The sequence below is a fragment of the Streptomyces misionensis genome, assembly GCF_900104815.1.
In the GTDB taxonomy this organism is placed as follows: Bacteria; Actinomycetota; Actinomycetes; order Streptomycetales; family Streptomycetaceae; genus Streptomyces; species Streptomyces misionensis.
The window spans coordinates 457,162-470,681 of record NZ_FNTD01000004.1 but is presented as its reverse complement, the minus strand read 5'-3'; the positions used below and the strand labels follow the sequence as shown (position 1 = coordinate 470,681).

At 72.8% G+C, this 13,520-nt stretch carries 15 protein-coding genes; 10 read left to right on the top strand and 5 right to left on the bottom strand.

Annotation, left to right across the window (positions count from 1 at the left end; all coding sequences use genetic code 11):
• The first annotated feature begins 128 nt into the window (after nucleotides 1-128).
• A complete protein-coding gene (locus tag BLW85_RS03465) occupies nucleotides 129-677 on the top strand; it encodes a GNAT family N-acetyltransferase (protein ID WP_074990553.1) in 549 nt (182 codons plus the stop codon).
• A 46-nt stretch (nucleotides 678-723) separates the two neighbouring features.
• On the opposite strand, the gene BLW85_RS03460 is transcribed toward BLW85_RS03465, so the two are convergent.
• Nucleotides 724-1,650, bottom strand: coding sequence for a hypothetical protein (locus BLW85_RS03460; RefSeq protein WP_074990550.1), 927 nt, complete (start codon nucleotides 1,648-1,650; stop codon nucleotides 724-726).
• Between the two features lie 178 nt (nucleotides 1,651-1,828).
• Between BLW85_RS03460 and BLW85_RS03455 the strand changes: the two genes are divergently transcribed.
• From BLW85_RS03455 to BLW85_RS03445, 3 genes are all read left to right on the top strand, one after another.
• Entirely contained in the window at nucleotides 1,829-2,101 is a 273-nt protein-coding gene (locus BLW85_RS03455; RefSeq protein ID WP_074990547.1) for a heavy-metal-associated domain-containing protein, read from the top strand.
• 109 nt (nucleotides 2,102-2,210) lie between these two features.
• On the top strand, nucleotides 2,211-4,472 hold the full coding sequence (locus BLW85_RS03450) for a heavy metal translocating P-type ATPase (RefSeq protein WP_070025048.1): 2,262 nt from the start codon (nucleotides 2,211-2,213) through the stop codon (nucleotides 4,470-4,472).
• Nucleotides 4,473-4,499: 27 nt separating this feature from the next.
• Nucleotides 4,500-4,769: a metal-sensitive transcriptional regulator gene (locus BLW85_RS03445; protein WP_070025049.1), complete on the top strand. Its 270-nt coding sequence runs from the start codon at nucleotides 4,500-4,502 to the stop codon at nucleotides 4,767-4,769.
• A 60-nt stretch (nucleotides 4,770-4,829) separates the two neighbouring features.
• Here BLW85_RS03445 and BLW85_RS39180 read toward each other — a convergent pair whose 3' ends face one another.
• Nucleotides 4,830-5,000 carry a hypothetical protein gene (locus tag BLW85_RS39180; RefSeq protein ID WP_167381368.1) on the bottom strand — a complete coding sequence of 57 codons (171 nt, stop codon included), beginning with the start codon at nucleotides 4,998-5,000 and terminating at the stop codon, nucleotides 4,830-4,832.
• Between the two features lie 109 nt (nucleotides 5,001-5,109).
• Here BLW85_RS39180 and BLW85_RS03440 point away from each other — a divergent pair, with 109 nt between their 5' ends.
• From BLW85_RS03440 to BLW85_RS03415, 6 genes are all read left to right on the top strand, one after another.
• Nucleotides 5,110-5,502 (top strand): BlaI/MecI/CopY family transcriptional regulator, encoded by a 393-nt coding sequence (locus tag BLW85_RS03440; RefSeq protein ID WP_070025098.1) that lies wholly within the window; start codon nucleotides 5,110-5,112, stop codon nucleotides 5,500-5,502.
• Complete coding sequence (locus BLW85_RS03435) at nucleotides 5,499-6,482, top strand: M56 family metallopeptidase (RefSeq protein WP_107409061.1); 984 nt, start codon at nucleotides 5,499-5,501, stop codon at nucleotides 6,480-6,482. Before BLW85_RS03440 ends, BLW85_RS03435 begins: the two co-directional genes overlap by 4 nt.
• Nucleotides 6,483-6,579: 97 nt before the next feature.
• A complete protein-coding gene (locus BLW85_RS03430; protein ID WP_079172247.1) occupies nucleotides 6,580-7,053 on the top strand; it encodes a GNAT family N-acetyltransferase in 474 nt (157 codons plus the stop codon).
• 206 nt (nucleotides 7,054-7,259) lie between these two features.
• Nucleotides 7,260-8,120, top strand: coding sequence for an SAM-dependent methyltransferase (locus BLW85_RS03425; protein WP_074990544.1), 861 nt, complete (start codon nucleotides 7,260-7,262; stop codon nucleotides 8,118-8,120).
• A 211-nt stretch (nucleotides 8,121-8,331) separates the two neighbouring features.
• Nucleotides 8,332-9,273, top strand: coding sequence for a helix-turn-helix transcriptional regulator (locus BLW85_RS03420; protein WP_239697587.1), 942 nt, complete (start codon nucleotides 8,332-8,334; stop codon nucleotides 9,271-9,273).
• 107 nt (nucleotides 9,274-9,380) lie between these two features.
• A complete protein-coding gene (locus BLW85_RS03415) occupies nucleotides 9,381-9,824 on the top strand; it encodes a Fur family transcriptional regulator (RefSeq protein WP_074990542.1) in 444 nt (147 codons plus the stop codon).
• Nucleotides 9,825-9,879: 55 nt separating this feature from the next.
• On the opposite strand, the gene BLW85_RS03410 is transcribed toward BLW85_RS03415, so the two are convergent.
• From BLW85_RS03410 to BLW85_RS03400, 3 genes are all read right to left on the bottom strand, one after another.
• On the bottom strand, nucleotides 9,880-10,236 hold the full coding sequence (locus BLW85_RS03410) for a hypothetical protein (protein ID WP_070025054.1): 357 nt from the start codon (nucleotides 10,234-10,236) through the stop codon (nucleotides 9,880-9,882).
• A gap of 267 nt (nucleotides 10,237-10,503) precedes the next feature.
• Entirely contained in the window at nucleotides 10,504-11,823 is a 1,320-nt protein-coding gene (gene mshA / locus BLW85_RS03405; protein ID WP_425275325.1) for a D-inositol-3-phosphate glycosyltransferase, read from the bottom strand.
• Between the two features lie 106 nt (nucleotides 11,824-11,929).
• Complete coding sequence (locus BLW85_RS03400; RefSeq protein WP_074990539.1) at nucleotides 11,930-13,510, bottom strand: class I tRNA ligase family protein; 1,581 nt, start codon at nucleotides 13,508-13,510, stop codon at nucleotides 11,930-11,932.
• Nucleotides 13,511-13,520 lie beyond the last annotated feature (10 nt).

The window sequence follows — 13,520 nt, the reverse complement described above, 5'->3', positions numbered from 1 at the left end:
GGACCCCTGCGGCCGGTATCGGCATCGCCGGAACGCCCGTTGACGGGGCGGTGGCCGCCGGGGAGGAGCACGGGCCGGCTGTGGCACCGGCGGACCGGTCGCCCAACGCGGCCGACTAGGCTCGCACAATGTTCGAAGGAAAACTCGTAAGGCTTCGCGCGCTGCGCTCCGAGGACGCGGCCCACCACGTCCGGTGGCGCAACGACCCGGAGGTGGTGCGTTGGGCGGCGGCCGGTGACCCGTGTTTCGGCCCGGTCACGGTGGAGGCGATCGCACTCGGCTTCGAGACCATGCTGCGACTGAGCCCGAGGGAGTCGGCCGTGTTCACGGTCGAGGAGCTGGCCGGCGGCAAGGTGATCGGCATGGCCGACTACCGCGACCTCGACCCCTACGCCGGAGTGGCGACGCTGGGAGTCACCATCGGCGAGCGGGAGTTCTGGGGCCGCGGCCACGGCAGTGACGCGTTGCGGCTGCTCGTCACCCACCTGTTCGGCGCGTACGGTCTGCGCCGGCTGGAGCTGGACACCTGGAGCGGCAACGAACGCGCCGTGCGCGCCTTCTCGCGACTGGGCTTCCACGAGGAGGGCCGCCGCCGGTCGGCCGTGCTGGTCGAGGGGGAGCGCTACGACCGCGTGCTCTTCGGAATGCTCCGCGAGGAGTGGCCGGACCCCGTGTGACGCGACGGACGCGCGTCGCCCTCGACCGGCGAGCACGATGTGCCGGTCAGTGCTTGTCCGCCCCTCCTGTCACGTGCACCGTGAACGCCGCCGTGTGGACCCTGCCCTCGTGCTGGAAGTCGAAGAACAGGCGGTAGGCGCCCGCACTGGGGGCCGTGGTCTCGAAGGAGACCTTCGGCCCCGGGGCGGTCGTGCCGTCGCCGGGTTCGCCCGTGGGGTGGACGTGGAGGTAGGCGAGGTCACCGGAGCGCAGGGCGACGAGGTGGCCGTAGGCGCCGAGATAGGGCTGGAGATCGCGCACCGGGCGGCCGTCCTTGGAGACGGTGAGGGTCAGCGGAGTGGCCTTGCCGGCCACGGGCGTGCCGGCGAGGCTCACCTCGTAGCCGTCCACCTTCGCGGTCGTGCTGTGACCGGGCAGCGCCGCCGGCGTGAAGTGCCCGGAGACGGCCAGGTCGGCGCCCAGGACCAGGGGCTCGCCGCCCTTCGGCCGGAAGTCGGCGATGACGCGGTAGCCGCCCGCCCGCGGCAGCTCCACGGCCGTGGACCACGTGCCGTCGGCGGCCCGCGTCGGATGCAGATGGCGGTAGACGGTCAGATCGCGCGCGGCGACGATCAGATGGAGTTCCTTGCCGTGCTCGCTCTCGTACGCGGTGACGTTGCGGCCCGTGCCGTCACGCACGACGGCGAAGCTCAGGTTCGTCCGCTCGCCCGCCGCCACCCGCGACGTCTTCAGGGCGAGCGTGTAGCCGTCCTTGGAGACCTCCAGACCGCCCGGTGCCATGTCGTGGTCCATGGACGACATGCCGGGCATGGACGCCATGTCGTCGTGGCCGCCGCCTGACGCGTGCCGCATGGCATGGCCGCCCTTCGGTTGCGGGGTGATGGTACCCACGGTGTTGCCGACGCCGTACGCCGTGCCGAACGTCGCGGCGAGCGCGGCGGCGAAGACGGTGATCCGCAGTGCGGTGTTCATGGCCAACTCCTCGTCCCTCTCGGTCGCTTCGGGTGCGGCCGACCGTGGCCACACCATACCCCCAGGGGGTATGAAGTCAAACCGGCTCCAGGCTTGCGTCGAATACGGGTGGGGGGTATACATGGAGCCGTTCGAAGATACCCCGTGGGGGTATCACGGAGTCACATTGGAGGTTCCCGTGTCGAACTGCTGCACCCCTGACGGCAGCTGCCACACCGACGCCCGGACCAAGGTCGTCTACAAGGTCGAGGGAGTCGGCAGCGCCCACTGCCAGGGCGTCGTCGCGAAGGCGGTCGGCGCGCTGGACGAGGTCGCCGCCGTCGAGGTCGAGATCGGCACCGGCCTGGTGACCGTGACCCCCGCCGCCGCGGCCGACGAGGCGCTGGACGCGCTGGTCGCCGAGGCCGTCGACGAGGCCGGCTACGACTTCGCGGGCCGGGCCACCGTCTGACCCGCCCCGGCCGGGCACCAGCGCCCGGCCCACCCGCGTCGGGGCGGGGCCGTCCGCCCGCGGTGCCCGCCCCGGCTCCGTACCACCACCAGCTCCGAGGAGCAGAGACATGACCACCACCACGCCCGGCGCGGCCGAGGTCGAACTCGCCATCGGCGGCATGACCTGCGCCTCGTGCGCCGCCCGGATCGAGAAGAAGCTCAACCGCATGGACGGTGTCGAGGCCACCGTCAACTACGCCACCGAGAAGGCCAAGGTCAGCTTCGGCCCGGACGTCGCGGTCGCCGACCTCATCGCCACCGTCGAGGCCACCGGCTACACCGCGCGCGAGCCCGAGCCGCCGCGCACCGAATCCGGGGACGGCGGCGGCGCCGCACCGGAGGCCGACGAACTGCGGCCGCTGCGCGAGCGGTTGACCGCCGCCGTCGTGCTCGCGGTGCCCGTCATCGCGATGGCCATGATCCCGGCCCTCCAGTTCGACAACTGGCAGTGGCTGTCGCTCACCCTCGCGGCACCGGTGGTCACCTACTCCGCCTGGCCGTTCCACAAGGCCGCCTGGACCAACGCCCGGCACGGCGCGGCCACCATGGACACGCTGATCTCCGTCGGCACCGCGGCGGCCTTCCTGTGGTCGCTGTGGGCGCTGTTCTTCGGCACGGCCGGCATGCCCGGGATGCGGCACCCCTTCGAGCTGACCATCGCGCGCAGCGACGGCGCCGGGAACATCTACCTGGAGGCCGCCGCCGGCGTCACCGCCTTCATCCTGGCCGGGCGCTACTTCGAGGCCCGCTCCAAGCGCAAGGCGGGCGCCGCCCTGAAAGCCCTGCTGGAACTGGGCGCCAAGGAAGTCACCGTCCTGCGCGACGGCCGTGAACACCTCGTGCCGGTTGCGGAGTTGAAGGTCGGGGACCGCTTCCTGGTCCGGCCCGGCGAGAAGATCGCCACCGACGGCACCGTGGTCGAGGGCTCCTCCGCCGTGGACGCCTCCATGCTCACCGGCGAGTCCGTGCCGGTCGAGGTCGGCGTCGGCGACGGCGTCACCGGCGCCACCCTGAACGCGGGCGGCCGGCTCGTCGTCGAGGCCACCCGGGTCGGCGCCGACACCCAACTGGCCCGCATGGCCAAGCTCGTGGAGGACGCGCAGAACGGCAAGGCCGCGGCCCAGCGCCTCGCCGACAAGATCTCGGCGGTGTTCGTCCCCGTGGTCATCGCCCTGGCCATCGGCACCCTGGGCTTCTGGCTCGGCAACGGCGCGGGCATCACCGAGGCGTTCACCGCCGCGGTCGCCGTGCTGATCATCGCCTGCCCCTGCGCCCTGGGGCTCGCCACGCCGACCGCGCTGATGGTCGGCACCGGGCGCGGCGCCCAGCTGGGCATCCTGATCAAGGGTCCCGAGGTGCTGGAGACCACCCGCAAGGTCGACACCATCGTCCTGGACAAGACCGGTACCGTCACGACCGGCCGGATGACCCTGCTCGCCGTGCACACCGCCGACACCACCGACGAGGCCGAGGTACTGCGGCTGGCCGGCGCCCTGGAGCACGCCTCCGAGCACCCCATCGCCCAGGCCGTCGCCGCGGGCGCCGCCGCCCGCGTGGGCACCCTGCCCGCCCCCGAGGACTTCGCCAACATCGCCGGCCTCGGCGTCCAGGGCATCGTCGAGGGGCACGCGGTCCTGGTCGGCCGGGAGAAGCTGCTCGGCGAGTGGGCGATCGAGCTGTCCGACAAGCTCGCGCACGCCAAGGCGCAGGCCGAGGCGGCCGGTCGTACGGCCATCGCGGTGGCCTGGGACGGCGAGGCCCGCGCGGTGCTCGAGGTCGCCGACGCCATCAAGGAGACCAGCCCGGAGGCCATCCGCCGGCTGCGCGCGCTGGGCCTGACGCCCATCCTGCTGACCGGTGACAACCGGGCGGTCGCCGAGGCGGTCGCCGCGGAGGTCGGGATCGCGCCCGAGCACGTCTTCGCCGAGGTCCTCCCGCAGGACAAGGTGGACGTCGTCAAGCGCCTCCAGGGCGAGGGTCGTTCGGTCGCCATGGTCGGCGACGGCGTCAACGACGCCGCCGCGCTGGCCCAGGCCGACCTCGGTCTCGCGATGGGCACCGGAACGGACGCCGCCATCGAGGCCGGGGACCTGACGCTCGTCCGGGGCGACCTCAGGGTCGCGGCGGACGCGATCCGGCTGTCCCGCAAGACGCTGGGCACCATCCGGTCCAACCTCTTCTGGGCCTTCGCCTACAACGTCGCGGCACTGCCGCTCGCGGCCAGTGGCCTGCTCAACCCGATGATCGCCGGCGCGGCCATGGCCTTCTCCTCGGTCTTCGTGGTCGGCAACAGCCTGCGGCTGCGCGGCTTCCAGCCGGCGGACCGCTGAGCCGCCGACCAGGACAAGGAGGCCGCCGTGGCCCACCAGGACGACATCGTGAGACGACTGCGCCGCATCGAGGGCCAGGTCCGTGGCCTGCAGCGGATGGTCGAGGAGGGCGCCTACTGCATCGACGTCCTCACCCAGGTCGCCGCCACCAACGCCGCGTTGCAGTCCTGCGCGCTGGCACTGCTGGACGAGCACCTCAACTCGTGCGTCACGGAGGCCATCGTGGAGGGCGGTGAACAGGCCAGGACCAAGGTCAGCGAGGCGTCCTCGGCCATCGCCCGGCTCGTCCGGGCCTGATGGCCGGCCTCCGGCACGGGGGGCCCCGGGCGGAGCGATCCGCCCGGGGCCCCTCGCGTGTCACCTCCCCTTCGCCGCGCACTCGGCGCGCAACCGCAGCCCGAGAGCCACGCACAGGCCGAACACCTGGCGCAGCAGCACCAGTTCGGCCTCGCCCAGACTCGCTCCGCAGAGCCTGGCGCACCCGTCCTTCGCCTGTCCGACAACGATGTTCCGGCTGAAGTTCACCATGCTTCGACCATACCCCTACCGGGTATGTGGGCAGCATCGGTGATGCTGCATCGACGGTGCTTGTCCTACGATGTGGAGCACCTCGGTGACGGGCGGCGGAGGGGAACAGGTGCGACGGCTCGGTGGTCTGGAAGCCGAAATCATGGACCGTCTCTGGAACTGGGGACGGCCCGCCACGGTCCGGGAGGTCGTCGACGACATCAACAGGACCAGGCCGGTCGCCTACACGACGGTGATGACGGTCGCGGACATACTGCACCGCAAGGGCATGCTGCGGCGCGAGAAGGCGGGCCGCGCATGGCTGTACGAGGCCCTGCGCAGCCGCGAGGAGTACACCGCGAGCCTGATGCAGGAGGTGCTCGGCAGCACCGAGGACCGGCAGGCCGCGCTCCAGCGCTTCGTGGAGCACATGTCGCCGGAGGACGTCTCCGTGCTGGAGGCCGCCCTCCGCGCCGCCGGGCACCGGCCCGCCGGCGAGGCGCCACCGGAGAGACCGTCGTGAGCGAACTCCTCTACCGGATCGGCGAGTTCGTGCTGCCCCTGCACCACGTCCTGCCGCCGTTGATGGTGGCCGCCGCGGTCGGGGTGGTGCTGCCGCGCTTCCTCGTGCGCAGCCCCTGGGCCCATCGGACCCCGCGGCTGACACTCGGGCTGTGGGGACTGCTGGTGCTCGTCCTCACCGCCTCCCTGTCCCTCGCCGTGCTGCAACTGTTCTTCCCCGTCGCGGAGAGCCACCGGATGTCCGACATGGTCGAGGGCTGCTTCCTCAGCGGAGGCGCGCGCTGTGCCGCCGTCATGCTGGACGACATGGGACGGTTCAGCGCCCGCGCCTGGGCGGGCTTCGCCGCGGCCGTCTGCCCGCCGCTCGCCCTCGCCCTGGCCTTCGCACGGGAACTGGCCGAGTTCCGGCGCCGCCGCCTCAGGCACGCCGAACTCGTGCGGATGGTGGGGACCTGGCGCGCGGAGCTGCGCGCCACCGTGCTGCCGCACACCACGCCCGCCGTCTACTGTCTGCCCGGGCGGGCGCCCCAGGTGGTCGTCAGCGAGGGCGCCGTCCACGCGCTGACCGCGGAACAGCTCGCGGCCGCGCTGGAGCACGAGCGCGCGCACATCACCGGGCGCCACCACCTGCTCACGGCCGCCGCCTCGGCGGTGGGGGCCCTCTCGCGGCGGCTGCCGCTCGCCCGGTTCGTGCGCGACGAGGTGCCGCTGCTGCTCGAAATGGCCGCCGACGACCGGGCGTTGCGCCGCTGTTCGCGCCCCTCGCTCGCCGTCGCCCTGTACGCGGTCGCGGCCGGGCAGGCGCCGCACGCGGCGCTGGCGGCGGGCGGGTCGTCGGCTGTGCTGCGCATGCGGCGCATCCTCGAACCGCCGACCGAGCGGCCCACGGTGCAGGGGGTCGCGCTGCTCGTGCTGACCCTGGCGGTCGGCCTGCCCGCGCTGGCGGCCGTGTGCTGTTCGGTACCGGGGCCCGGCATGTGACGGCGCACATCGGTCTGTTCCCGACTGCCGCGCGCAATAGGGTGGTCACTGTTCGCATCGGGGGAACCAAGGACGGCCTACGGGAGGTTCTGCCCTGATGAGCGTGGACGTACGGCCCGCCGTCGCCATGGACGCGGCCCCGATCTCGCACCTGCTCGCGACGGTGATACGGCACAGCTGCTCGGGGGTGCTCGCGCCGGACGACGTGGCACGGCTGGTGGGTACGAACTGTTCGCTGCCACGCATCGCCGCCGAGATAGGGATACCGGGCGGCGCCCCCGGCTGGCTCGGCTGGCTGGTGGTGGCCGAGCCCGACGGCCGGATCGCCGGCGCCGCGGCAGGAGGCGTCCCCGGCGCCGGCGCGGGCGAGATCTACACCCTGTGCACCGCGCCCGACCGGCGCCGCCGCGGCATCGGCGGCGCGTTGCTGGCCGCGCTCAGCGACCGTATGCGTCCTCTGGACGCGCGGCGCCAGGGGGTGACCCTGCTGCGGGACGGCGACCCCGCGGTGGCCTTCTTCACGGCCCACGGCTTCACCGGCGAGGGACGGCGGCTGGCCCGGGCCCTGTGAACCGGGCGGGTCCGGACGCCGCCGGAGCCGCCGCGCAGGCCGGCGACCGCGGCGAACCGTGGCGTACCCACGCGTTGGCGTGAACGCGCATTCCTCCTGGCTGGACCGCCGCCGACGCACCCGGACACGATGGTCGGGCGGCGTGGCCCCGGCGGCACGGGGCCCGCCCGGAGGGCCGGGACCGGCCGAGGCCACCTGGAGGAACCATGCACACACAGACCAGCACACCGCTACGGTCCGCGCCCGGACCGGACCTGGCTCCCCCGGCCGCCACCGTGTCCCCGGCCCCGCCCGACCGGCTCCCCGGTCTGGAGTGCCTCGCGCCGCTCACCGCGGAGGACGTCTGGCTCCAGGACGCCCTGCTCGGCCCGTTCAGCGGTGACATCCTGGACTATCTGGCGCTGGCCAGGGCAACCGGCGGGCCGGTGCTCGACCTCGGCTCGGGCGCCGGCCGGCTGGCCGTGCCCCTCGCGCGCCACGGATTCACGGTGGAGGCGGTCGACCGGGACCGGCGCAGCCTGCACCGGCTGCTCGACTGGGCCCGGCGCGTCGGCCCCGGGGTGCGCGAGCGGATCACCGCCACCCGCGCCGATCTGCTCCGCCTGCGCCTGCGGCGGTCCTACCAACTCGCCCTGATGGCCGGGACGATGATCACCGCGGTCCCGCCGTGGTCCCGCCCCCGGGTGCTGCGGGAGATCGCCGAGCACCTGGGGCCGGACGGCGCGCTCGCCTTCGACTACACCGCCCATGACGCCGCCGGGCTGATCGAACACCCCCACCGCGCCTGGTCGTTCGAGGTGCCCAGGTTCGACGGAACCGCCGAATGGGTCGTGGTGCGACAGGACTTCGACCCGGTGGCCATGCGCGAGCACATCACCTACGCCATCGAGCGGTCGGAACAGGACCACGTCCGCGCCGCGTCGGTGACGACCGACAAGTGGGTCGTCAACCGGGCCGATCTGCACCGGGAGTTGGGGGCCGCGGGCCTGTGCGTCGCCGACGAGCGGCAGCACCGGCTCGACGAGCGGACCCGGAGCGTGCTGCTGGTATGCCGCGTCCGTTCGTGACGAGCATCACATTACTAAGCAGCATCGGAGATCCTTGGCCACCTATGTGACAAAGTGTGATCGGAGAGCTTCGCACAATCACAAGGGGGGCCACTTCACGGTGATCAATGGCAGTGGCGGTGCAGGGACGCAATCCACTGATCTGGCTCTCACTCTCTACCGGCAGCTACGCGCGCGGGGGGCGTCGAGCCTGCGTCAGGTCGCGTCCGAGATGGACTTGTCGGAGGACGACCTCGCGCGATGTCGTGAGGAACTGATCGGCCTCGGCCTGGTCGTCAGGACCGGCCAACTGCACGCGAGCCGCCTGGAGCCGGAGCCCAGGGAGGCGGCGGAGACCGATGTGGTCACCGTCATCGCGCCCGAGATCGCCCTGCTCAGACTGCTGGAACGCGAGCGCACCCGGCTGCGCCACCACCTGGAGCAGGCGGACCGCGCACATCACACGCTCAAGACGCTCGCCGGCAACTTCCTGCGGACCGAGACGCTGGCCCGGGCGGTCGGCGTGGAGATCGAGATCCTGCACGACTACCGCAGGATCCAGCAGGTGCTCGAGGACATCACGGTGACCGTCCAGGGCAACCTCGCCTCCATGCACCCCATCGCGCGCGGCCGGGAGATCCCCGAGCGGGCCCTGGACCGGGACCGGCGGCAGATCGAGAAGGGCGTCCAGGTCCGTTCCATTTTCAGCCAGCGTCTGACCTCGGTCCCGGAGGACGCGGAGCACCTGCGGATGAAGGCGAAGCTCGGCGTCCAGGTGCGGCTGTCGCCCGTCGTCCCCATGAACATGATCATCGCGGACGAGCAGTTCGCCCTCCTGCCGGTCGACCCGGAGGACGGCTCGGCCGGCGCCATCCTCGCCCGCGGCTCCGCCCTGGTGCGCTCCTACCGGACCCTGTTCGAGCACTGCTGGCACACCGCCACGCCCTACGGTGAGCAGGTGCTGCCCGCGCGGGGCGGGGACGGGCTGTCGGAACAGCAGCGCGCCGCGCTGCGCATGCTGGCCTCCGGCATGAAGGACGAGAAGGTCGCCCGCAGCCTGGGCGTCTCGCTGCGCACGGTGAGCCGGATGATCTCCGAGCTGATGCAGGAACTCGGCGCGTCCAGCCGTTTCGAGCTGGGAGTACGGGCCGCCCGGCTCGGCTGGCTCGACTGATCCGCCGGGGAGGCGTTCTCGGCCACCCCCTGCGCCGCCCCCCGCGCCCTGGTCGCACCAAGAGGTACGATGCATTCAAACTTTTGGTCTCACCAGATGGCGGGAAGATGGCACGCGAAGCGGTGGCAGAGGGGCGCGAGACGGCGATCCGGCAACTCCGCGATGCAGGGCTGCGGGTCACCAGTCCGCGTCTCGAAGTCCTGCACGTGCTCGCGGCGGGCGAACATCTCGATGTCGAGGGCCTGACGGCCGCGGCGCGCGAACGGCTGGGCACACTCACGTCCCAGGCCGTCTATGAAATGCTGCGGCATTTTCTGGAAGCGGGCTTGGTGACGAAATTCGAGCGGCCCGGCTGGCCGGCGGTGTTCGAAATTGCGGGACCGCGTCACCAGCATGCGCTGTGTGTGCAATGCGGACGCGTGGAAAATGTCGCCCACCAGGCCCCCGTGCTGCCGCGGAAAGATCTCCCGGACTGGGAGCTGGATGACGCCGACATTGTTTTCAAGGGGCTGTGCCCGGACTGTCGTTCCGCCTCCTGCGCGGGGCGGTGACAGGGCGGGGCCGGGGAGGCGGAACGCACCTCTCCCGGCCCGGTGGGGGTCCGCGTCAGACCGCCGCGGGCGGCGCCGGCCAGTTGTTGTCGTCCGTCGGCGCGGGAGTGGCGGGCCAGTTGTTGTCGACCGGGGTGGCGCTGGTGGGCCAGTTGTTGTCCGCCGGGGCGGGGGTGCTGGGCCAGTTGTTGTCCGCCGGGGTGGCGGTGCTGGGCCAGTTGTTGTCCGCCGGGGTCGCGGTGGGGGTGGGCGCGACCGGCCAGTTGTTGTCGGCCACGGAGTGCTGCGCGGCATCCGCACCCGCGGTGGTGGCCGCGACCGCCCCGCCCGCGACGGCGGTACAGACGAGGGCGGCCAGGGCGAACTGGCGGGCGACGGTGCGGAAGCCGGCGGGACGGGAAGACGCGGACACGATTTCCTCCAGGAAGTGATCGATTGATTTCGCCTTCGGGGCCCGTGCCGCCGGGCTGCTCCCGAAGACATTTCTATAATCGCCCTCCTTGGACTGCGAGTCCACGATTCCTCAAGTCGTGGACCTGCCATGGCGCGGATATGACAGCGCCGGGACTGGTGATGCCGAATGGATATGCCGCGGGTGGCTTTATCCGGCCAACCGAAGAAATCAGGCCGGACATCCTTTTTGGGTGAGCCAGCACCTTTGGTCCTCCCAAATGAAATGCTACGCTGGCACAGCGGCCCTTTTGTACCTCCGGGAGGAAGCGGCCGCGGGGGCAGGGACGTGCCGCCGTTCCTGCCCCGCCTTCGGCGCCCGGTCCCGCAGCGCACGGGCGTAACTGCCCAGCGTGCCGCGGGCCGTCGACCGCCAGTCCAGCCGGCGCGCGTGGCCGGCGGCGGCGAGCCCCATGGCCGCCGCCCGGGCCGGGTGCTCTGCGAACCAGCGCAGCCGGCGCGCGTAGTCGTCCGGGTCGTGTCCCCGCACGAGCAGTCCCGTCACCCCGTCCCGCACGGCGGCGGGCAGTCCGCCGACGGCCGCCGCCAGCACCGGTGTGCCGCACGCCTGGGACTCCAGTGCCACCAGCCCGAACGACTCGCTGCGCGACGGCATCACCAGCACATCCGCGGCCCGGTACCAGTCCGCCAACTCGTGCTGGGGAGCGGCCGGACAGAAGCGCACCACGTCCGGCAGACCGAGCCGCGCGCTCAGGTCGCGCAGTTCGTCCGGCGCGCGCGTGCCCGCCCCGCTGAGCCCGCCGACGACCGGCACGAGCAGCCGCTCCCGCAGCCCCGGTGACTCGCGCAGCAGCGCGGCGATCGAGCGGAGCAGGACGTCCGGTCCCTTCAGCGGCTGGATGCGCCCGGCGAACAACGGGATGAAGCCGCGCTGCGGCAGACCGAGCCGTGCGCGTGCCGCCCGCCGTCCGTCCGCCGGGTGGAAGATCCGCACATCGACCCCGGGCGTCACCACATCGGTGCGGTCGGCGTCGGCGCCGTACAGCTCCCGCAACGCCAGCCCCTCCTCGGTGGTGTTGGCGATCAGACGGTCCGCGGCCCTGGCCAGTGCCTCCTCTCCGTGCACCCGCAGCTCGGGTTCGGGCCGGTCGCCCGGGGCGAGCGAGGCGTTCTTCACCCGCGCGAGCGTGTGCATCGTGTGCACCAGCGGGATCCGCCGGTGCTCGGCGACCAGGGCGCCCGCCTGTCCCGCGAGCCAGTAGTGGGAGTGGACCACGTCGTAGCGGCCGTGGGCGGTCGCCGCCAGCAGGGAGCGGGCGAAGTCGGGGACCAGACCCGGCATGGCCTCCTTCGGCAGCGGCCGCCGGGGTCCTGCGTCGAGGTGCAGCACGCGCACCCCCGGGGCGAGTTCGACGCGGGGCGGCCGGTCCTCGCCCAGACAGCGGGTGAACAGGTCCACCCGCGCGCCCTCCCCGGCGAGGGCGCGGGACAGCTCGACCATGTAGACGTTCATGCCGCCCGCGTCACCCGTGCCGGGCTGGTGCAGCGGCGACGTGTGGACACTGAGCATGGCGATGCGCAGGGACACGAGAGGGACTCCTTCGCTGACGGATCCGCAAACCGATGTGCCCACCCGCTCCGGGGGAAGGAGGGGGTGGGCACGCGGGGCTCCCGCGAGGTGCGGGAGCAGTGGGTCAGAAGCCGAACACCGGGCCGGACGGCGGGGCCAGCCGCGTCCCCGGGGGCAGCGGGGCGAGCGTGTCCGGGATCACCGGTCCGCCGGCCGGCATGCGCAGGGCCTGGGACAGCCGCGTCGCGCCCTCCGGCATCACCGGCCAGGCCCAGGAGGCGAGCGCCGACGCGACCGCCAACTGCGCGGCCAGAGCGGGTAAATGGCGCTCCACACCGGACGGCCGGTGCCGCTCGAACTGGTTGACGTACCCGAAGTCCGCGGTGCAGCGCACCACTTCGTCCAGGACGGCGACCGCCCGCCGGGGGTCGAACGCCTCGGGGCCGTACGCCTCACGCACATCGTCGGCGGCCCGGTGCAGACGGTGGCGCAGGGTCTCCCAGCCCTCCCCGCCGGGCTCCGCGTCCGGGACCCGGCCCGCGCTGTCCTCGCGCACGGACGCGAACAACCGGCTCAGCCAGCTGTTCCAGGTGCCGTCCAGGAACTCCCGGGTACGGCCCAGCTCCTCGCGTCCCGTCCCGGGGCCCGGGGCCGGCGGCCCGGCCGTCAGGACATGGCGGCGCAGGGTGTCGGACCCGAACTCGGTGAGCAGGTCGAGCGCCCACAGGGCGGACGCGCCGCTCTCCTCGCGCCGTTCTCCGGCACCGGGGTGGAACGTCTCGTTGACGTGGAACTCCTGGGGCAGCTTCAGTCCGAGGGCGACCAGGATCGCGGGCAGCAGCGCCACATGGCAGAAGGCGTGCCCGAAGCCGCAGAAGTGCACGGCGCGTTCGGGCAGCGGCCGCTGGTCGTGGCCGTACCCGAACAGGTGCATCGCGGCGGCCTCGAAGCAGGCGTCCACGCGGTGCCCGGCGAAGCCGTCGAGGGGCACCGGCACACCCCAGTCGCCCGGGTGGCTCACGGGCACGTCGGGCAGTCCGTCCTCCAGCAGGCTCTCGCACAGCACGGCGAGCCGCGGCGGCAGCCCCGCCGTGCGCCAGTGGTCCGCGAGCAGTTCCCGCATCGGCTCCAGGGGCAGGTACAGACGCCGGCAGCGGCGCGGCCGCGCCGGAGCCCCGCACAACGCGCAGGCGGGGTCGGTCAGTTCGCCCTCGGTGGGCCGGGCGCACTCCTGGCAGGGGCCGCCCTCGCCGCGGGCCCCGCAGTGGCCGCAGGCGCCGGTGACGTACGCCCCGTGCAGCCAGAGCCGGCAGGACTCGCAGTAGTGCGCCAGCCGGGTGCGGGGCACGATGACGTCCTGCGCGTACAGGGCGAGGAAGAGTTCCTGGAGCCAGTGCCGGTAGCCGCGGTCGCGTCCCGGGTGGACGACGCGGTCGAACTCCACGCCGGCGCGCAGCAAGTCGGCGGTGATCGCCGCCCGGTAGCCCTCCGCCACCTCGGCCGGCTTGCGTCCGCCGCGCACCGCGCGCAGTTCGACGGACTCGGCGTGGTCGGCCGTGCCCGAGGTGAACAGCACGGGCCGTCCGGCGGCGCGCAGGGAGCGGCTGAGGACGTCGGCGGCGACATACGGTCCGGCGAGATGCCCGAGGTGCAGTTCGCCGTCACTGGCAAGGGGGGTGGCGGTGATCCAGAGTGGGCTGCTCATGGACGGAGCT

Coding starts and splice junctions, on each gene's coding strand:
- BLW85_RS03465 (WP_074990553.1), top strand. CDS start 129: ATGTTCGAAGGAAAACTCGTAAGGCTTCGCGCGCTGCGCTCCGAGGAC.
- BLW85_RS03460 (WP_074990550.1), bottom strand. CDS start 1,650: ATGAACACCGCACTGCGGATCACCGTCTTCGCCGCCGCGCTCGCCGCG.
- BLW85_RS03450 (WP_070025048.1), top strand. CDS start 2,211: ATGACCACCACCACGCCCGGCGCGGCCGAGGTCGAACTCGCCATCGGC.
- BLW85_RS39180 (WP_167381368.1), bottom strand. CDS start 5,000: ATGGTGAACTTCAGCCGGAACATCGTTGTCGGACAGGCGAAGGACGGG.
- BLW85_RS03430 (WP_079172247.1), top strand. CDS start 6,580: ATGAGCGTGGACGTACGGCCCGCCGTCGCCATGGACGCGGCCCCGATC.
- BLW85_RS03425 (WP_074990544.1), top strand. CDS start 7,260: ATGCACACACAGACCAGCACACCGCTACGGTCCGCGCCCGGACCGGAC.
- BLW85_RS03420 (WP_239697587.1), top strand. CDS start 8,332: ATGGACTTGTCGGAGGACGACCTCGCGCGATGTCGTGAGGAACTGATC.
- BLW85_RS03415 (WP_074990542.1), top strand. CDS start 9,381: ATGGCACGCGAAGCGGTGGCAGAGGGGCGCGAGACGGCGATCCGGCAA.
- BLW85_RS03400 (WP_074990539.1), bottom strand. CDS start 13,510: ATGAGCAGCCCACTCTGGATCACCGCCACCCCCCTTGCCAGTGACGGC.